The organism is Krasilnikovia cinnamomea, from assembly GCF_004217545.1.
GTDB lineage: Bacteria > Actinomycetota > Actinomycetes > Mycobacteriales > Micromonosporaceae > Actinoplanes > Actinoplanes cinnamomeus.
In genome coordinates, this window is sequence record NZ_SHKY01000001.1 from 2,722,496 (window position 1) to 2,740,450 (window position 17,955).

A 17,955-nucleotide genomic window follows, 5' to 3' on the forward strand; every position below is an offset into this window, starting at 1 on the left:
TCAATATATCGCTCGGCCAAAGGCTGGTAGGTGCGTGGTTCATCGGTTGAAGGTCGCCTGATGATAATTCCGGATGGTGGTGTCGATCTCGTTCCGGTTGGCTGTGGGTGCATAGAACACGCTCACCGGCTTGATCGCGATGCCGCCTCGCGGCGTGAAGTCGCCGATGACTTTGATGTACCAAGGCTCGATCGCTTCGACCACATCCCGCAGTATTTTGGATATGCAGTCCTCGTGGAAGGCGCCGTGGTTGCGGTAGCGGAACAGGTAGAGCTTGAGGCTCTTGCTTTCGATGCCCCGTCGCCGGGGGACGTAGACGATTTCGATACGGGCGAAGTCGGGTTGCCCCGTCTTGGGACACAGTGAGGTGAACTCGCTGGTGATGAAGCCGACCGCCTGCGTGGCGGAGCTCTGGTAGTCGAACGTCTCCAGCTGGTTGCTGGCCGGTTCTTCGTAGGTGTAGGAGGTGCTCGCCGCGCCGAGCAGTGTCAGGTTCTTGATGTCGCTCATTTTTGTCCTTGTGAGATCAAGCTCAGCAGCTCGCCGCGGGTCCGATTCTGGTCCCGGAATGCTCCGATCACCTCTGAGGTTATGGTCGTGGCCCCGTAGGCTTTGATGCCGCGCATCTCCATGCACAGATGGCGGGCCTGCAATATCACCGCCACGCCTTTTGGCTCGAGAGCTTCTTGCAAGCGGCTCGCGGTGGCCATGGTGATGCGTTCCTGGTTCTGGAGGCCTGCCGCATGGAACCGCAGACAACGCGCAAGCTTTGACAGGCCAACGATTCGCCGATCGGGTATGTAGGCGATCGTTCCCACTCCGAAGAAGGGAACGAGATGGTGTTCGCAGATCGAGTAGAACGGGACGTCACGTTGTACGATCATCTGGTCGTAGTTTTCTTTGCTGAATGATGTGAAGTCGAATTCTTCCGGCACTAGAAACTGTTCCAGGAACCGTACGTAACGCCTTGGCGTGTCAACGAGACCTTCACGGTCGATGTCATGGCCGAAGACCTTGAGAAGCTCCCGCAGATGTTCCTCGGCGGCCGCGCGGGCATGGGGATCGAGCATCACGTCAGGGCCTCATTCATCGCCGCCGAAACCTGGTCCAGAGCGGCGGGCACGGCAACGCCGCCGGCCTCGTCGAGCGCTTCCTGGCGTTCGACACAGGTGCCGCAGGTGCCGCAGTGCTCGTCGCCACCCTTGTAGCACGACCAGGTGTCGCGATAATCGACGCCGATGGCGTTGCCGATGGCGACGATCTCTGTCTTCGAGATGTGTTTGAACGGCGAGAGCACCCGGATGCCGCCATACGTGGCCAAGCGGGCCGCGACGTCCAGTGCCTCGACGAAGGCGGGGCGGCAGTCGGGATAGATGGTGTGGTCGCCGGTGTGGTTGGCTATCGCGACCGCGTCGTAGTGAAGGTTTTCGGCATAGCCGATGGCGACGGCCAGCATGATCATATTTCGGTTGGGCACCACGGTGATCTTCATGGACTCCTCGGCATAGTGGCCGTCGGGCACCGCCACGTCCGCATTGGTGAGTGCCGACTCGCTCAGCAGACAGGTGAGGGAATCCAGCGAAACGATCGTGTAGGGAACGCCCAGATCCGCCGCCATCTTCGAGGCGAATTGGAGCTCCTTCTTGTGTCGCTGCCCGTAGTCGAATCCGATGGTCCGCAACTCGTGCCCGCCACGGCTCAAGTACCGCAGCAGGGTGGCGGAATCCATTCCGCCGGAGAAGGTCTGTACAATCCGTGCCATTACTACACCCCTTGTTTGTCTCCCCAAATCTCAATGTGCAGGCGGGTCGTCAGGTTGAATCGATGGACCTTGCACAGCTCGGCAAGCCGTGGTAGGCGAGCCCGAATTTCCTCGGGCGTGCGGCCTTCCGGCATGATCCAAATCCGGGCGGGCTGAAGGCCCAGATTCGCCGGGCCGACCAGACGCAGTAGGTCCGCCTCGTCCTTTTCGCCGGCGATCACGAACTTGAAAACGGCATTTGGTAATCCACCGAATCGGCTCAGGGCTGCTGGATTCAACGCTCTACCAGGAGAATTCCGCGCACCGGAGAGTTTGGGTGAGACGTTCCACTGATCGACGAGGACTTCCATCCCGGTGCGCCGGCCCAGGATGCTGTACATTCTCGGTTCGATGGTGCCGTTCGTTTCGACCTCGACTATGACACCGGGGTGGGTGGATTTAAGGTTGACCAGCATCTCGGTCAGCGACTTTTGTTGCAGCATCGGCTCGCCGCCGGTCAACACGATTCGAGTGCTGCCGGTGGACCCGATACGCTCGGCCAGGTCCGCAGGGGCAATTCGCGTTTGACTCGCGCGGCGTGAATAGAGCTGTCCGTCGGCATGCACGGCGGCCTTGGCCGAGCTGAAGACCCAGGTGTAAGGCGTGTCGCACCAGCTGCATTCCAGATTGCAGCCGGATGTTCGGACGAACAGGGCGGGTCGGCCGACGCTCGCGCCTTCCCCCTGCACGGTGTAGAAGATCTCCGGCCCTCCGTCGAGGACAGCTAGGTTCAGTTCAGACTTGGTCGTTACCATCATTTCCCCGCACCGTGACATACACCGTGTTGTCCGGACCTTTGTATCCCTCGGCAAGGGCGACAGTGATGCTCGTACACGGGACTTGCCTGGTATGAAGAACGCCGCTGATGAGCTCTACGATGAACAGGGCAATGTTTTCCGCGGTCGCCTCTTTGGCGTTCGCGCCGTAATGGTCGTCGAACACCTCGTTGACGTATCGGTGATCGAGTCTCCCACCGATCGCGTCCTTCAGCTCCTTGAAGTCGATCGTCATCCCATGGCGGGAATTGTCGATTACCTCCACCCTGATCAGTGCATGGTAGGTGTGCCCGTGCAAACGTGCGCACTTCTTGCTGACCAGATCAACCGAATCCGGAAGCTGATGCGCCGCATCGAAGAAGACCGGTGTTGCGAGTTCGAACATCTGCCGGATACTTGCCATCGGCCCTCCCTTGCGCCGTACCGTCACCGGCGGCGAGAGAAACCCGCGCCAGCATTGATCATGCCATCCATGGAACTGCAACTGCGCAGACAGTATCTGTTCTTCCGGGACAGATCATGATTCGATGATCTGGAAGCCGGAAGATCAGAACGGGATTGTTTGAGGCGAATCGCCTGCAATGCATGTCGACGCGCAGCCATAAGTCGGATCGGCGTGACTGCGCCGATCGGAAACCTATGTCGCATAGCGTGTGGGGACGACACTGCACCCGCCTCAACGCGAGGCTAGGCGCATACGCACCGTATGCTCGGTAGTCGACGGGCGTCAAGGTGGCTGGTATGCCAAGGTATTCTCCGGCGTCGCAGCCAACAAGATGATCGCCTCATGCGCACGTCATCGGGTCGGGCCGAGGGTCAAGTTCTAGCCATTAGCCCGGGTGATTCACGGTGATCATCGTTTGGCGGGTCCGATCGGCGTGTGAATAGACGAAAGCGCCGCTCTGGCAGGGGAAACTTGTGATTGCGACATCTACAGGTTTCGCTGCCAGGGAGGCACTTCCGGCGTGCAATCTGCGGCGTGGTCGAAGGAACTGCGGGTCACCGCGGACGGGACTGGTGTGGTGTCGCATGTCGGCACGGCGTTGCTGCGGATGCTCGTGGACGGGGCCGGGCTGACCGGCGCCCTGTCCGCTGCGCTGGCCCGGACCGGCGTGTTCCCGGTTCATGACCGGGGCCGGGTTCTGGTCGATTTGGCCGTGATGATCGCCGACGGCGGTAAACGATCTGCGACATCGACGTGCTGCGCCACCAGGGCGAGGTGCTCGGGCCGGTCGCCTCGAACACCACCGTGTGGTGGGCTCTGGACGAGATCGGCCCTGCCCAGCTACGCCGGATCGCGGTGGCGAGGGCGACCGCCGCCGACCACCTGGGGCCCGATCGGAGGGGTGCGTGTAGCGATCCAGCGTGGTCGAGATCTGCTCATGTCCCATGACGCGGGCGAAGTCGTTCAACGGCATGCCATCCGACACGAGCCACCTGGCGTACGAGTGGACGTATCCGTGGTAGGCGAGCAGCGCAGCGTGCTCGGCGGCGCCGCCCAGCTGCGCCCACGGATCATCGAGGCGATCGAGCACGGCATGAAGCGCTGACGGCCGGGGAGGTCGCCCGCTCAGGAGCGTTCGAGGCGGCGCGCCAGATAGCGCCCGGTCGCGCTGTCCCCTGCCTCGGCGATCGTGGCGGGAGGGCCGGTCGCGACGATCCGGCCGCCCGCGTCCCCACCGCCCGGGCCGAGGTCGATGACCCAGTCTGCGCCGGCGATCGTGTCCAGGTCGTGCTCGACCAGGACGACGGTGTTGCCGGCGTCGACGAGCCGGTGCAGTTGCCGCAGCAGCAGCGCGATGTCCGCGGGGTGCAGCCCCGCGGTCGGCTCGTCAAGCAGGTAGAGCGCGTGGCCGCGGCGGGCCCGCTGCAACTCGGTGGCGAGCTTGATGCGCTGGGCCTCGCCACCGCTGAGCTCGGTCGCCGGCTGGCCCAGCCGCAGGTAGCCCAGCCCCACTTCCCGGAGCGTCTCGAGGCTCCGGGAGGCGGCCGGGACGTCGGCGAGGAACTTGGCGGCGTCGTCGACGGACATCGCCAGCACGTCGGCGATGTTCTTGCCGCGGTAGGTCACCTCCAGCGTCTCCGCTTGGTACCGCGCGCCGTGGCAGGCCGGGCACGGCGCGTACGTCCCGGGCAGGAACAGCAGTTCGACCGCGACGAATCCCTCGCCCTGGCAGGTCTCGCACCGCCCCTCCGCGACGTTGAAGGAGAACCGCCCGGCCGCGGATCCGCGCGCCTGCGCCTCGTCCGTCGCCGCGTACAGTTTGCGCACCGCGTCGAACATCCCGGTGTAGGTGGCCAGATTGGACCGGGGCGTGCGGCCGATGGGCCGCTGGTCGACCCGGACCAGCCGGTCGAACGAGTCGAGCCCCGCCGCGTCGCGCACGTCGATGTCGAGCTCCGCCTCGTCGGGCTCGTCGCTCGCCAGCCCGAGGTGGCCGCGCACGACCTCGGCGAGCACCTGCGTGACCAGCGTCGACTTTCCGGAACCGGACACCCCGGTCACCGCGGTCAGCACCCGCAGCGGCACGTCGACGGACACGCCGTGCAGGTTGTGGCGGGAGACGCCGCGCAGGTGCAGCCACCCCTGGGGCGTACGCGGGCGATGGTCGAGCGGCTCGGCACGGCCGAAGAGGTACCGGCTGGTGGCCGACTCCTCGACCTGTTCGAGGCCGGGGACCGGACCGCTGTACAGCACACGTCCGCCGCTCTCGCCCGCGCCGGGGCCGATGTCGACCACCCAGTCCGCCCGCCGGACCACGTCCATGTCGTGCTCCACGACGAACAGCGAGTTGCCCGCCGCCTTCAGCCGGTCCAGCACGTCCAGCAGCGGCTCCGCGTCGGCCGGGTGCAGGCCCACGGAGGGCTCGTCGAGCACGTAGACGACCCCGAACAGCCCTGAACGCAACTGGGTGGCGATACGCAGGCGCTGCGCCTCGCCGGGCGACAGCGTCGTCGAGCGGCGCCCGAGGCTGAGGTACCCCAGGCCGAGGCCGAGCAGCACCTCGACGCGCGCGACCAGGTCGGCACAGAGCCGCACCGCGACCTCGGTCGTCTCCCCGGACCGTGCGGTGGGCGTGGCAGCCCCGGCCCCGGACAACCCCGCGGCGGGCCGCAGGAGCGCCACGACGGCGGTGAGGGGCATCGCGTTGACGTCGGCGATGGTGCGGCCGGCGAAGGTCACCGCGAGCGCCTCCGGGCGCAGGCCGCTGCCGTGGCACACCGGGCAGGGCACGCTCCGGACGAACCGCATCGCCCGCTCGCGCATCCGGTCGCTCTTGGAGTCGGCGAGCACGTGCATAACGTGCCGACGGGCGCTCCAGAACTTCCCGTAGTAGCCGCTGTCGATGCGGTCAGGCTCGGGCGCGACGAGGACGGACGGCTGCTCGTCGGTGTAGAGCAGCCAGTCCCGGTCCTTCTTCCTGAGCTTGCGCCACGGTCTGTCGATGTCGATCCCCAGGCCGCTCACGACGCTGCGCAGGTTGGCGCCCTGCCAGGCGCCCGGCCAGGCCGCGATGGCGCCGTCGCGGATGCTCAGCGACGGGTCCGGGACGAGCAGGTCCTCGGCGACGTCGTGCACGACGCCCAGTCCGTGACACCGTGGGCAGGCGCCGGCCGCGGTGTTGGGGGAGAACGCCTCGGCCTCCAGCCGCGGTGCGTCCGGCGGGTAGGTCCCGGCGCGCGAGTAGAGCATCCGCAGCAGGTTGGACAGCGTGGTGATGGTGCCGACCGTCGACCGCGAACTGGGTGCCCCGCGACGTTGTTGCAGGGCCACGGCCGGGGGCAGGCCGGTGATTTCCTGTACGTGCGGCGCACCGACTTGCTGCAGCAGCCGGCGGGCGTACGGCGCGACGGACTCGAAGTACCGGCGCTGCGCCTCGGCGTAGAGGGTGCCGAAGGCCAGCGAGGACTTGCCCGAACCGGAGACGCCGGTGAAGGCGACCATGGCATCGCGGGGAACGTTGACGTCGACGTTCCGGAGGTTGTTCTCGGCGGCACCCCGGACCCGCACGAAATGGTCGTTAGCGTCATTTTTCACCAGGTCTGCTTACCCTGTTCCGCGGCGCCGAATCATCGCGTCAGCCCTGCTGGATCAGCCAGGCCCCGCCGATCCCGCCAAGCGCGGCCAGCAGGAACAGCACAGCGAGCGGACGACGGTCACGCCCGGCGCCGTACCCGGACGTGACCCGCCGCGATGGTCACGACGTGCTGTGGTTCCTAGCCTTCGGGGATCGTCACGGTACAAATGAGCAGGTCCTGAACAGTCCGAACTGCGCTCCCGGGGGGAGGTTGGTTGAGGCCACGGTCCAGCCGCCGAAGGCGTTGGCCGTCGCCTCGGGGTTGTTCGCCGACGTGAACGCCTGGATCTGGTCGACGACGATCCAGCCCGACCAGGTCGCGCCGCCGTCGAAGGACGAGTTGCGCCAGATGGGACGGCTGCCTGTACGGTCTTCACCACCTCGGACGAACGCCACCAGCTCGCCCGAGCTGGTCACCGCGGCTCCCGGTTCGGAGACCGCGCCGTTCGGCGGTGCCCCCAGGGGGTAGTACGAGCCCCACGACGAGCCGTTGTACGAAATTCCGTACACTTTGGAGTCGAGTCCCCGCACGAATACGTCGATCCCCGGCCCGCGCTTCACCGCCACCGGATCGACTGCGAACCGGCCACCGAGTCCGACCCAGCCGCTCCAGGTGGACCCGATCCGCTCCACGTAGTAGAGGTCGTTGGCTTGGCCGCGGGTGAACACGCCGACGTGTCCCGGCCCGGTGGAGACGGCGATCGGGGAGGACGTGAGCACGCCGCCGAGACTGGTGTGCGGCCCCCAGACGCCATTCACGTACTCCAGGTACCACAGCTGCTTGTTGGTGCCCCGATAGAAGGCGATGAGGTGCCCGGGCCGGGTCGACACCAGCTCCGGGTTCCAGGTCAGCACGCCGCCAAGGTTCTGCCAGCCGGTTGAGGCGCCGTTGTCGAACTGCATGACGTACAGCGCCTCGTCGCCACCTCGCACGGCGACCGCCGAGTGTCCCGCCCCCCAGGAGGTTGCCACCGGTTCGGAGCGTGCGAAACCGCCCAGGTTCTGGAGGTTGTTCAGGGCGGACGTCCGCGGGTCGATCTCAAAGCGGACGACGTTGCTGCCTGAGCCAGTTTTGTAGTGTTCGACTGACCCGTTCGGCATCGCAACCAACGCGGGGTCCTTCTGATCGGCTCCCCCGACCTCTCGACAGCTGAGGTTCGGGGCTGCGGTCGCGGTGCCTGGGGCCAGCAGGGTGGCGAGTAGCCCCACGACCACGGGCAAGATCGTTCTTTTGGTACGCACATCTCCTCCTTGTCGACGGCGATGGCGACGATCGGTGAAGGCCGTACCCGGTCGCCACTTCCGAGGTGGAGCCTGACCCCCCAGGGCAGTCAGAAATGTTGCGGATGTGTTGTGGTCACCGAGATGCCGGCTCTACGGTGCACTGTTCCGCGGACTGGGCAGGAACGGGTGGCGACGTGGATTTCCGGGTCTTGGGGCCGATCCGCCTGCACACGGCCGGCGGGTCCATCGGGTTCGGCGAGCCGCGGCGGCAGGCGGTGCTCGCCGTGCTGCTGTTCGAGGCGGGCCGCACAGTCGATGTCGACGTGCTGGTGGACCGGGTCTGGGGCGAGTCCCCGCCCAGGCAGGTCCGCCGCTCGTTGCAGGCCCACATCACCCGGATCCGGCGCGCGCTCGAGCAGGCCGACCCCGGCAGCACGTACGTGGCCCGGGAAGCGGGCGGATACCGCCTGGTGGTCCGGCCCGAGCAGGTCGACGTGCACCGGTTCCGAAACGCGCTTCGCAACCACCCCACCGACGCCGCCACGCTGCGGTCCGCGCTCTCCCTCTGGTACGGCGAACCACTGGCCGGTTTGCGCGGGCACTGGGTGGAACGAACCCGGCGCACCTTGCGCGAAGAGCACGCGGCCGCCGTCGTGGCGTGGGCCGAAGCCGAGATCCGGGGTGGTGGTGCGGCGTCCACCATCACCCAGCTGACCGAACTCACCGACGAGTATCCATTACGGGAGACCGCCGCCGCGGCGTTGATGCGCGCCCTCTATGCCGTCGACCGTGGTGCCGACGCGCTCGCCCAGTATGAGCGGACGCGCCGGGTGTTACGCGAGGAACTCGGTGCGGATCCCGGCCCCGAACTCGCAGCCGTGCACGGGGCGATACTGCGCCACGACCCACGGCTGACGGCCACGGTCCGCGCCGCCGTTCCCGCACAGTTGCCCGCCGACATCACCGCGTTCACCGGCCGGGCTGAGGAGCTGGCCGAACTGGACCGGCTCACCGGCCGAACCGGCGACGAGCCGGTAGTCATCGGCGTCACCGGCACGGCCGGGTCGGGCAAGACGGCCACGGTCGTGCACTGGTGTCACCGGGAACGGAGCCGGTTTCCGGACGGGCAGCTGTATCTGGATCTGTGCGGGTACGACCCGGGCGAGCCGCTGCCGCCCACCGAGGCGCTGGCCATGCTCTTGACAGCGTTGCTACCCGCCGGCGCGAAGATTCCGCTGCGGCCGGAGGAACGCGCCGCCCGGTTCCGCACGGAGGTCTCCGCGCGCCGGATGCTGGTCGTGCTGGACAACGCGGCGACCGTCGAGCAGGTCCGCCCGTTACTTCCGGGCACCTCCACCTGTGTCGTGATGGTGACCAGCCGTGACTCGCTGGCTGGTCTGGTGGCCCTGCACGGCGCGCACCGCGTGCAACTGGACCGGCTGCCGGCCGCCGACTCGGTCGCCCTGCTGGGCCGCCTGATCGGTGACCGGGTGACCGCCGCGCCGGAGGCCGCCGCGGCACTCGCGGAGCGGTGTGTGCGGTTGCCGCTGACCCTGCGCCTGGCCGCCGAGCACGCGGTGTCCCGGCCGACCACGTCGCTGGCCCGCCTGGTCGACGAGCTGCAGGCGGCCCAGCGCGCACTCGACCTGCTCAGCGGTGGCGACGACCAGCGGGCCGCCGTGCGGGTGGTGTTCTCCTGGTCGCTGCGGCGATTGAGCCCCGCGGCCCGACGCTCCTTCGCCGCACTCGGCCGCCATCCGGCACCGCTGTTCGACGCGTACGCCCTGGCCGCGCTCGCCGGCTGCCCGCTCGACGAGGCCCGGCGCCAGCTGGACGTCCTCGTCCGCGCCCACCTGATCCACCCCGCCGGCGCCGACCGTTTCGGCATGCACGACCTGCTCAAGGCATACGCGGCGGAGACCGGCGACGACTTCGACGCGCACACCGCGCTGGACCGGGTGTACGGCTACTACCTCGCCACGGTCTCCGCGGCGATGGACTGCCTGTATCCCGGCGAAGCCCACCGGCGGCCGTCCGTCGCTGCCCCGGTGAGCCCGGTCCCCGCGATCACGAACGTGGATGTCGCACGCGACTGGCTGGGCACCGAACTGCCGGCTGTCCAGGCACTCGTCGCCCGGGCCGTGACCCGCGGCCGGCCCGAGCATGCCGTGACGCTGTCCGCGTTGCTGTTTCGCTACCTCGACGGGCATCACCAGGCGGTGGCGCTGGCGATCAATCGGGACGCCCAGGCCGCGGCGCGCGCCACCGGCGACCGTGCCGCCGAGGCCAACGCGCGCATCGCCCTGGGCGGCGTACACCACCAGGCCGGCCGCATCGAGCTGGCGGCGGCGGAGATGTGGGCGGCCCACACGCTGTTCGAAGAAGTCGGCGACGTGCTCGGACAGGCACGGGCGCTGGGCAACGTCGGCATGCTCACCGAAAGCGCCGGCCGGTACCCGCGGGCGGCCTACTACTACGCCCGGGCGTTGACGCTGTTTCAGCAGGTCGGCGACGTCACGGGACAGGCGCATGTGCTGACCAGGCTTGGCACCGTGGAAGTCCGGATGGGCGACGGCACAGCGGGCCGGCAGCACCTGGACGAGGCGAAGGTGCTGCACCGTCGAGCGGGGCATCGCTTCGGCGAAGCGTGGGTGAAGATGGGCTTGGGTGAGCTGGCCGCCGTCGAGGGACGGCCGGCCGAGGCCGTCCGGCTACACAGCGAGGCTGCCCGCACGTTCGCGGAGCTCGGACACGGGGACAGCGAGGCTTGGGCCATCGACGGCCGCGGACGGGCGGAGTCATTGAGCGGCCACCCATTCACCGCGGCCGACCAACACCGGCAGGCGCTCGAACAGTTCCGCCGACACGGCGACCAGGTCGGCGAATCATGGGCGCTCAACGGACTCGGCGAGGCCTGCCAGGCCGACGGCTACCCGGCCATGGCCCGCAGCCACCACGCCGAGGCCCTGGTCGTGGCCACGCGGGCCGGCTGCCAAGAACAGATCGCCCGGGCCCGCCGAGGTCTGGCCCGAGCCGCTGCGCCGGTGGACACCCAAACCGCGAGACAGCACTACGACCATGCGATCGCAATCTATACCGAGCTCGGCCTGTCAGCCGTCGAGGCAACGAGAGCCGAACTAGCCATCCTGACCTGACCAAGGACAAAGCTCTGGTAGCGGGCTCTCGGCTCCCAGCGCACCAGGTATGCGGCACGGCATGCACCGTGCCGCATACCTGAGCAGATCGAGCGTGCGGTCGCAGTATCAACAGGGCCGGATCGAGGAGGCCTCGTCCTGCGCGCGTTTGCCGACCCAGGCCACTGCCTGACCGGCCGGCATCGTGCCAACGTAACTGCGATAGTCGATGTCGTAGTACCAGCAGTACGTCCACGATGTGTTGTTCACCCAGGCGCTCATCTGGTCACCGAAATTGCCGTCGCCGGCGCCGTGCTTGGGGCTGTCACAGCCCGGACAGGCAAACGCGTGCAACGTCGGGAACGAGTCACCGGCCGCGACCATGAAGACGGGGCCGTTGAAGTCCTTGTCGTTATACAGGCACACCGTATCTGCGGGACACCCGACGAGCACAGCGGTCCGCCCGGCGGATGGAGCAGCGGCCGCTGCCGGTGATGCCGCAGCGGCGAGCCCAAGAGCGCACAGGCCCAGAGCGAGCGGCAGGCGCGTGAGCGTCCGTGACGGATGAGTGAATGTCATGGCAACCTCACTTCCACAAGGGTTGGCGTTGTACGCGACGGTCTCGACCGCCGGTTGCGGAAAGCTTGTGGAAAGGTTGCGACGGTCCAGACCGTCAGCGTTGCGCGACCGGACCTGCCTCAGCGGGCCACCGGCTCGGCGACAGGATGCAGGCGCCGCGGCGGGCCGTGACCCCGGCCCATGCCGCCTTGACCGTTCGTACCATGATCAACCCGGGAGCGCGGACCGTGTGCTAGGCTGGACCGGTTGCAGTTTTGATTTCCGTGGACGTTATCCGGCGCCTGATGGGTCATCTGAACCCATCGAGGCGCTTTTCGTTTTTCGTGTCGTTTCGACGCGGGTAATCAACGCGGCAGCGTTAGAGTCCGCGCAATGCGGTCTCTAAACAGCCTGCGAAGGAGCAGACATGACTACAGGCACCGTGAAGTGGTTCAACGCCGACAAGGGTTTCGGCTTCATCACCCCTGACGACGGCGGCGCCGACGTCTTCGCCCACTTCTCCCAGATCTCGACGAGCGGCTACCGCAGCCTCGATGAGAACCAGAAGGTGGAGTTCGACATCACCCAGGGCCAGAAAGGCCCGCAGGCGGAGAACATCCGCCCGCTCTGATCAACGCCCTGCCAACGGCGGCCCGACTGATTCAGCGGGCCGCCGTTCGGCATTTCACCCGGACAGCACGGCATCGTAAAGATCATCTGATGACTCGCCGCCCCGCCCGCCTGACGCCGGGAGGGCAGCCGGAACCGTGGAAACACGGCGCGACACCCCAAAGGACATGACTATGACGGCGACCTACTCGGGCCCTGCGAGGCTGATCCTGGTCGGCGGCGCATGCATTTCCGGCATGGCCTCCCTCAGTATCAATCAGCGCGGAGGAGTCAACGGCTGGGGCGGCACGTTCCGTCCGGACGAGGTCACGACGGACCTGCGCAACGCCGTCGAGGGGCTTCAACTGGAACTGCCCTACGATCGGCTGGGGACAGTCGCGGTCACTGGCATGCGCAAGCTACTCGCCACGCAGGTGCTGGTTTCACTGGCCGGCCGCGGACCAGCACCCTTCTGATGATGCGACGGCCGTCGACCCACGCGTGGGGGTCCCGGAGTACGGCGAACGGCCCCTCTCGTGGCAGAGAAGGACCGTACGGGCGGTCAGATCGGGCAGCGTCCGCCTATTGGTGGGGCGGATGATTTTGGTTGTGCCGGAGGGCTTCCTCAAGCTGGTCTTCGAGACTGATGATCCGGCATGCCGCTTCCAGGGCAGTGCCCTGCTCGACCATCTCCCGCGCCCGGGCGGCAAGGCGCAACTGGTTGCGGGAGTAGCGGCGGTGCCCGCCGGCAGAGCGGGTCGGGGTGATCAGCTTCGCCTCGCCGAGGCGACGCAGGAAGTCCTGTGAGGCGCCGGTGATCTCCGCGGCGCGGCCCATCGTGTAGGCGGGGTAGTCGTCGTCGCCGAACATGTCGTCGGGTTGGGCCATACAGGTACCTCATCTATGACGAGGGCCCCGGCGCGGAAAGCGCCGGGGCCCGGGGTTACGGGTCGAAAACACCATCTACCGACGTGTTCGTCGGGTTGTCGTATCCGCACCTGCCGCCGTCGGCGGCCTAGGGTGCGAGGATCGCGTAAGCGTGACCGGAGACCACCTCTCGTTCGATGGAAACTGCGGTGTCCGCACCAGAGCCGAAATTCCTGCTGGCAGCGGGCGATCCAACGGTGTTCGGGCCCTCCCTTTCCTCTGCTTCCTACCTCGTGTGCTGCCCGCCGGTGCCGGAGCCCACGCGACTTCATGGCTCCGCCCACGTGCGGCGGACTGTCCTACCCAAGCGAGCCCTGAACCTGCATCGGCCCGCCTGCGCCCTGACCTGGAACTACGTCAGGGTCTTACCTGCCACTTCCGTTTCACTTCCACGTGCCTTGCCTTGCTGCCTGCGGTGATCAGTTACTTCCACCGCTGCGCCGAGCGAGCCACGGAAGGTCCGGGCCCTGTGTAACGCTCGGTCGTCTCGTCTGCGTCTTCGACGATCTCTGCTGTCAACGACAGAAACATTAGTCAGGACCAGCGGGAATGTCTAGTAGCTCCGACATAGATTTTCTCGGCGGCTGGCGCGGCTTCCGCCTCGGATCGACGAACGCCTCGACCGCTTGGCGGCTACCGCGGTCGCGCCCGGGGCGGCCCTGGTGCGTCACCCAGCCGGTGAGCGGACCGTTGACCGGCCTGCCCCCCGAGGGATGTCCGGAATCGGCGGGTCTCGTACCGTGTAGGGGTGCAGAGCAGTCCGGAGCGGGTACTGGCCGGTATCTTGGATGCCGCAGAGAACGCGCCGCCGGTGGACGCGGTGGAGGCGGTCACCAGAGAGCTCGCCGCGGCGCTGAACGCCCGTACCGTCTCGTTCCTGATCGCCGATCTCAGCGGCCGGGCGCTGGTCCGGCTGGCCAACCTGCCGGCCGACGGTGCCGGCGGGCAACGGCGCGAGGGTGACGAGGTCGCCACCGTCATGCCCTTCGACGGCGGTCCCGCCGAGCAGGCGCTGCGCACCCAGACGGTGCAAACCCTGGCGCAACCCGACGGCTGGACGGTGCTGGCCCCGGTCACCGACCGCGGGGAGGTGATCGGCCTGCTGGAGATGACTCTGCCGGACGAGCCGGCCCCGGGGGTGCTGCCGGAGATCGCTCGCACGGCGCACGCGCTGGCGTTCGTGGTGATCGCCAACCGGCGGCATACCGACCTGTTCGAGTGGGGACAACGCACCACCCCGTTCACGCTGTCCGCGGAGATCCAGCGCCGTCTGCTGCCCGGCTCCTACACCTGTGAGGCCAGCGCGTTCACCTTGTCCGGTTGGCTGGAGCCCGCCGCGAGTATCGCCGGGGACACCTTCGACTACAGCCTGGCCCGCGACACGCTGTACTTCAGCGTCACCGACGCGATGGGCCATGGGGTGGCCAGCGCGCTGACGGCCACGCTCGGCGTAGGCAGCCTGCGCAACACCCGCCGTCGCGGGGCCACCCTGACCGAACAGGCCGACGCAGCGAACGCCGCACTGGCCGAGAACGCCGTCGTCCCGGGCGGCTATGTCACCGCGGTACTCGGCCGCCTCGACCTGCGCACCGGGGAGTGCTCGCTGCTCAACGCCGGGCACGTGCCACCGCTACTCGTCCGCGACGGCGACACCCGGCAGCTGCCGCTACCCGGCAACTTCCCCCTGGGTATGTTCCCCGAGGCCGGCTTCCACGGCGCAGAGATCACGCTGCGCGCGGGGGACCGCCTTGTCCTGTTCACCGACGGCATGCGCGAACGCAGAGCCGCCAGCCTGAACCTCCCCGCACGGCTGCGGGAGATGACGGCGCTGCACCCGCGGGAGGCCGCCCGCGCGCTGGCCGACGCCGTACTCGAGATCGCCGGACCGGACCTGGACGACGACGCCACCCTGCTGATCGTCGACTGGCACAGCGGGCACAGCGCGCAACGCAGTACCAGCGCCGGCGCCGACCAGGCGCGGACCAGCGCGCCGCTGCCCCATTGACTAGCCGCTGGTCCCGGCGTCCGCCGGCCGCCCATCAGCCGAGGCCGCCTCGACACTGTCATAGACGGCAATGACCCGATCGACCGACGTGATCTCCAGGACGCTGCGCACGGCGGGCTGCACTGCGGCGAGTCCCAACCGGCCGCCGGCCTCCCGCAACGCCTTGTAAGCGGTCACCAGCGCACCCAGCGCGCTGGAATCCATGAAGCTGACCCCGGCGAGATCCACCACCACCCGGCGGTCCCCCGCGTCGATCAGCCGTTGCAGACCCGCACCCAACTGCGCGGACGTGGCCATGTCCAACTCGCCGCGGACCTCCACCACGGTGCAGTTCCTGCCGGGCCGGGCCGCCATCAGCAGATCCACCACAACCTCCCCGCCTTGATGATCCGCCTCAACCCCTCTTGCAGCAGGTCAGCGACTAGCGTGGGCAGTAACTGTTGTCGGTTAATGTCACCACACTCGGGTACTGCCGTCCAGAAGGAGCGCAGTATCGCCCACTGCGCGACACCGCAAACAGACGCGGCCCAGCAACCGGCCGAGCAGGAGCAGCGCAGTGCACGTCACCACGAGGCTGTCGTTACCCCGGCACCCGTCCACCGTGACCCGCGCCCGCCAGGTACTCACCACCCTGTTGAGCCTCACCGGAGCCGATGAGGAAGTGCGCGGAAACCTCGCTGTGCTCATCTCCGAAGCGTGCGCGAACGCCGTGACGCACTCCGATCCCGATAGCACCGTCGACGTCGCGATCGTCATCGACGACGACAACTGCCAGATCGAGATCAGCAACCGCGGCACCGCCCCGGACGGTGCGGGACTCGACGCCGGCCTGCCCGCTGATCCCCTCGCCCTCGGCGGGCGCGGGCTGCCCTTCATCGCCGCACTCGCCGACAGCGCCGCCTTCGTGACTGTGCGGCCCGGCCAAGTGTTGCTACGCATGCGGAAGTACCTCTTCGCGAGCCAACTACCGCAGTCCTGACACGCAACGCCGCACCGGCTCCCGCGACACATTCGCGACCGCCTGCACCTGCCGGGTACCGGCGGGTGCCACGACCGTGCTGACTGGCGGCATCGGCGCTGGTCACCGCAGCGATCCCGGCGCGAAGAGGTGCGAACACTTTCGTGGCCAGCGGCGAAGAGGGGTTGAGAGGATGGTGACAGCCGATGGAGACGGACGTGGATGTGGACCTGAGTCGCTACGCCCGAGACGCGCCCGTCATCGCCACCCAACACGGCGATGGCATGACGCGGGTCAACGGAAGCGGGCGCGGCGACGCCACGTTTCCCACGGACGCCGAGAAGATCGCTCAGGCCAAGCGGTCGCCGGAGCATTTCGCGGCGGTTTTCGACCGGCACTACCGGCGGATCTATGCCTACGCGGCGCGGCGATTGGGACCTGATCTGGCCGAGGACGTCGCGTCGGAGACGTTCATGGTCGCTTTCAGCCGCATCGACGGCTACGACATGAGCTACCCGGATGCCGCGCCGTGGTTGTACGGCATCGCGTCCAACCTGATCGCTCGTCAGGGGCGAGCCGAGTCGAAGCGGTACAAGACGCTGGCGAAGCTGTCGCCGGACGAGGCGGTCGGCGCCCACGACGACGCGGTCGCCGGGCGGCTCGACGCCGCGACGGCGAAGGGCCGGCTGGCGCGGGCGCTGCGCCGGCTGTCCGCGGCCAATCGCGACGTGCTGCTGCTGGTGGCGTGGGCCGGGCTCAGTCAGCCCGAGGTGGCAGCGGCGCTGGGCATTCCGGCCGGCACGGTCCGGTCACGGTTGCACCGCGCGCGGCAGGAAATGCGTACGGCACTTGGGGGAAGGACTTTTCAGTGAACGAGATCGACGTACTTCAGGATGTTTTCGGACCGGACGAGGCCCCTTCGTTGGCGGCGCACGACCGGGCCCGGGCGGCACTGCTCGATCGGTTGAGCGGTCCCGCCCCGGTGGTCCGCCGGCGGCCCCGCTGGACGTTGCGGATCGCCGCGGCCGTCCTGACCGCGGCGGCCGCGACCGTCGGTGTCGTGGCGGTGGAGAACCTCAACACGGCTACGCCGGGCACCACCGGGCGCAACGGCGACAAGCCGCCCGTCGCCGGCCGTCCGGTGCTCCCGACGCTGCCGTTCGCCAAGCCCGCCGCGGCGGCCGAGGTGCTGGAGAACGCGGCGTTCACGGCCGCGCTGAAGCCGTGGGTGAAGCCGCGTCCCGACCAGTTCGCCTACATCGAGCGGACGCAGACCTTCAACGACCCGAAACTCGACGCCAAGGAGCCGAACGCGGCGCTGGTGAAGGGCAAGACCCATGAGACTCGCCTGGAGTCGTGGGTGCGCATCGACGGCAAGGTCCATGCCGGCCGGACCGACGGTGGAAAGCTCGACGTCGCGGACGGGACGCATTTCGCGACGAGTCCGTACGACGAGCTGGCCGGGCTGACCTCGCCGGAGAAGATCGACCGGTATCTCGCGAAGCCGAAGAGGTCCGGCTGGTCCGATCCGGGCATGATGATCCTGCAGGAGGTTCTCCCGCCGGACGTCGAGGCCGCGGTCTTCCGCTGGTACGCCCGCAAGCCCGGCGTGAAGATCGACACCAACGCCGTCAACCTCGACGGACGGCCGGCGGTCGCGGTGACGATCAGTGTCGACGGCTGGGTCAACGACGATTTCCTGTTCGACCCGAAGACCTACCAGTTGATCGGCCTGCGCTCAGTGGTCGTGAAGGACCACGTCTCCGAGGCGCTCGACGGAACCAACCGGTTCAAGAAGGGCGACGTGCTGAATCTGGAGATCCGTATCCGGGCCGGGATCGTGGACAAGGTAGGCGACACGGTCTGACACGCCTCCAGCCGGCC

General features: G+C 67.9%; 17 protein-coding genes and 1 pseudogene. 8 read left to right on the forward strand and 10 right to left on the reverse strand.

The window, feature by feature from the left end:
* Window positions 1-39: 39 nt before the first annotated feature.
* Genes queF through EV385_RS12225 form a run of 5 tightly spaced genes read right to left on the reverse strand, consistent with a single transcriptional unit; the run spans window position 40 to window position 2,980 of the window.
* Window positions 40-510, reverse strand: coding sequence for a preQ(1) synthase (queF, locus tag EV385_RS12205; RefSeq protein WP_130509578.1), 471 nt, complete (start codon window positions 508-510; stop codon window positions 40-42).
* A complete protein-coding gene (folE, locus tag EV385_RS12210; RefSeq protein ID WP_130513263.1) occupies window positions 507-1,070 on the reverse strand; it encodes a GTP cyclohydrolase I in 564 nt (187 codons plus the stop codon). The genes queF and folE overlap by 4 nt, the downstream gene beginning before the upstream one ends.
* A complete protein-coding gene (gene queC, locus EV385_RS12215; RefSeq protein WP_130509579.1) occupies window positions 1,070-1,762 on the reverse strand; it encodes a 7-cyano-7-deazaguanine synthase QueC in 693 nt (230 codons plus the stop codon). Before queC ends, folE begins: the two co-directional genes overlap by 1 nt.
* A gap of 2 nt (window positions 1,763-1,764) precedes the next feature.
* Window positions 1,765-2,559, reverse strand: a complete 795-nt coding sequence (locus EV385_RS12220) for a 7-carboxy-7-deazaguanine synthase QueE (protein WP_165449448.1) — start codon at window positions 2,557-2,559, stop codon at window positions 1,765-1,767.
* Window positions 2,537-2,980 (reverse strand): 6-pyruvoyl trahydropterin synthase family protein, encoded by a 444-nt coding sequence (locus EV385_RS12225; protein WP_130509581.1) that lies wholly within the window; start codon window positions 2,978-2,980, stop codon window positions 2,537-2,539. The genes EV385_RS12220 and EV385_RS12225 overlap by 23 nt, the downstream gene beginning before the upstream one ends.
* Window positions 2,981-3,542: 562 nt before the next feature.
* Here EV385_RS12225 and EV385_RS36115 point away from each other — a divergent pair.
* Window positions 3,543-3,956: pseudogene (locus EV385_RS36115) on the forward strand (IS1380 family transposase); the annotation flags it as partial.
* A gap of 191 nt (window positions 3,957-4,147) precedes the next feature.
* Here EV385_RS36115 and uvrA read toward each other — a convergent pair.
* On the reverse strand, window positions 4,148-6,616 hold the full coding sequence (gene uvrA / locus EV385_RS12240; protein ID WP_130509582.1) for an excinuclease ABC subunit UvrA: 2,469 nt from the start codon (window positions 6,614-6,616) through the stop codon (window positions 4,148-4,150).
* Window positions 6,617-6,812: 196 nt separating this feature from the next.
* On the reverse strand, window positions 6,813-7,757 hold the full coding sequence (locus EV385_RS12245) for a DUF8189 domain-containing protein (RefSeq protein WP_479723873.1): 945 nt from the start codon (window positions 7,755-7,757) through the stop codon (window positions 6,813-6,815).
* A gap of 317 nt (window positions 7,758-8,074) precedes the next feature.
* Between EV385_RS12245 and EV385_RS12250 the strand changes: the two genes are divergently transcribed.
* A complete protein-coding gene (locus EV385_RS12250) occupies window positions 8,075-11,035 on the forward strand; it encodes an AfsR/SARP family transcriptional regulator (RefSeq protein ID WP_130509584.1) in 2,961 nt (986 codons plus the stop codon).
* 108 nt (window positions 11,036-11,143) lie between these two features.
* Here the strand turns inward: EV385_RS12250 and EV385_RS12255 are convergent, their stop codons facing one another.
* A complete protein-coding gene (locus EV385_RS12255; protein WP_130509585.1) occupies window positions 11,144-11,593 on the reverse strand; it encodes a peptidase inhibitor family I36 protein in 450 nt (149 codons plus the stop codon).
* A 406-nt stretch (window positions 11,594-11,999) separates the two neighbouring features.
* On the opposite strand from EV385_RS12255, the gene cspE reads away from it, so the two are divergent.
* Window positions 12,000-12,203, forward strand: a complete 204-nt coding sequence (gene cspE, locus EV385_RS12260) for a transcription antiterminator/RNA stability regulator CspE (protein WP_130509586.1) — start codon at window positions 12,000-12,002, stop codon at window positions 12,201-12,203.
* 172 nt (window positions 12,204-12,375) lie between these two features.
* Window positions 12,376-12,657: a hypothetical protein gene (locus EV385_RS12265; RefSeq protein WP_130509587.1), complete on the forward strand. Its 282-nt coding sequence runs from the start codon at window positions 12,376-12,378 to the stop codon at window positions 12,655-12,657.
* 106 nt (window positions 12,658-12,763) lie between these two features.
* Here the strand turns inward: EV385_RS12265 and EV385_RS12270 are convergent, their stop codons facing one another.
* Complete coding sequence (locus EV385_RS12270; protein ID WP_130509588.1) at window positions 12,764-13,069, reverse strand: helix-turn-helix domain-containing protein; 306 nt, start codon at window positions 13,067-13,069, stop codon at window positions 12,764-12,766.
* 787 nt (window positions 13,070-13,856) lie between these two features.
* On the opposite strand from EV385_RS12270, the gene EV385_RS12275 reads away from it, so the two are divergent.
* Window positions 13,857-15,113: a PP2C family protein-serine/threonine phosphatase gene (locus EV385_RS12275; protein ID WP_130509589.1), complete on the forward strand. Its 1,257-nt coding sequence runs from the start codon at window positions 13,857-13,859 to the stop codon at window positions 15,111-15,113.
* Here the strand turns inward: EV385_RS12275 and EV385_RS12280 are convergent, their stop codons facing one another.
* On the reverse strand, window positions 15,114-15,479 hold the full coding sequence (locus EV385_RS12280; RefSeq protein ID WP_242624843.1) for an STAS domain-containing protein: 366 nt from the start codon (window positions 15,477-15,479) through the stop codon (window positions 15,114-15,116).
* Window positions 15,480-15,669: 190 nt separating this feature from the next.
* Here EV385_RS12280 and EV385_RS12285 point away from each other — a divergent pair, with 190 nt between their 5' ends.
* The 3 genes from EV385_RS12285 (at window position 15,670) to EV385_RS12295 (ending at window position 17,938) form a co-directional block, all read left to right on the forward strand.
* Window positions 15,670-16,092 (forward strand): ATP-binding protein, encoded by a 423-nt coding sequence (locus tag EV385_RS12285; protein ID WP_278044977.1) that lies wholly within the window; start codon window positions 15,670-15,672, stop codon window positions 16,090-16,092.
* Window positions 16,093-16,277: 185 nt separating this feature from the next.
* On the forward strand, window positions 16,278-16,943 hold the full coding sequence (locus EV385_RS12290) for an RNA polymerase sigma factor (protein ID WP_242624844.1): 666 nt from the start codon (window positions 16,278-16,280) through the stop codon (window positions 16,941-16,943).
* On the forward strand, window positions 16,940-17,938 hold the full coding sequence (locus tag EV385_RS12295) for a CU044_5270 family protein (protein WP_130509591.1): 999 nt from the start codon (window positions 16,940-16,942) through the stop codon (window positions 17,936-17,938). The genes EV385_RS12290 and EV385_RS12295 overlap by 4 nt, the downstream gene beginning before the upstream one ends.
* Window positions 17,939-17,955 lie beyond the last annotated feature (17 nt).

Bases quoted from the DNA above. Each gene is read 5' to 3' on its own strand.
- EV385_RS12255 (WP_130509585.1), bottom strand. From the start codon at position 11,593: ATGACATTCACTCATCCGTCACGGACGCTCACGCGCCTGCCGCTCGCT.
- EV385_RS12225 (WP_130509581.1), bottom strand. From the start codon at position 2,980: ATGGCAAGTATCCGGCAGATGTTCGAACTCGCAACACCGGTCTTCTTC.
- queC (WP_130509579.1), bottom strand. From the start codon at position 1,762: ATGGCACGGATTGTACAGACCTTCTCCGGCGGAATGGATTCCGCCACC.
- EV385_RS12245 (WP_479723873.1), bottom strand. From the start codon at position 7,757: ATGCCGAACGGGTCAGTCGAACACTACAAAACTGGCTCAGGCAGCAAC.
- EV385_RS12290 (WP_242624844.1), top strand. From the start codon at position 16,278: ATGGAGACGGACGTGGATGTGGACCTGAGTCGCTACGCCCGAGACGCG.
- EV385_RS12265 (WP_130509587.1), top strand. From the start codon at position 12,376: ATGACGGCGACCTACTCGGGCCCTGCGAGGCTGATCCTGGTCGGCGGC.
- EV385_RS12220 (WP_165449448.1), bottom strand. From the start codon at position 2,559: ATGATGGTAACGACCAAGTCTGAACTGAACCTAGCTGTCCTCGACGGA.
- queF (WP_130509578.1), bottom strand. From the start codon at position 510: ATGAGCGACATCAAGAACCTGACACTGCTCGGCGCGGCGAGCACCTCC.
- folE (WP_130513263.1), bottom strand. From the start codon at position 1,070: ATGCTCGATCCCCATGCCCGCGCGGCCGCCGAGGAACATCTGCGGGAG.
- EV385_RS12270 (WP_130509588.1), bottom strand. From the start codon at position 13,069: ATGGCCCAACCCGACGACATGTTCGGCGACGACGACTACCCCGCCTAC.
- cspE (WP_130509586.1), top strand. From the start codon at position 12,000: ATGACTACAGGCACCGTGAAGTGGTTCAACGCCGACAAGGGTTTCGGC.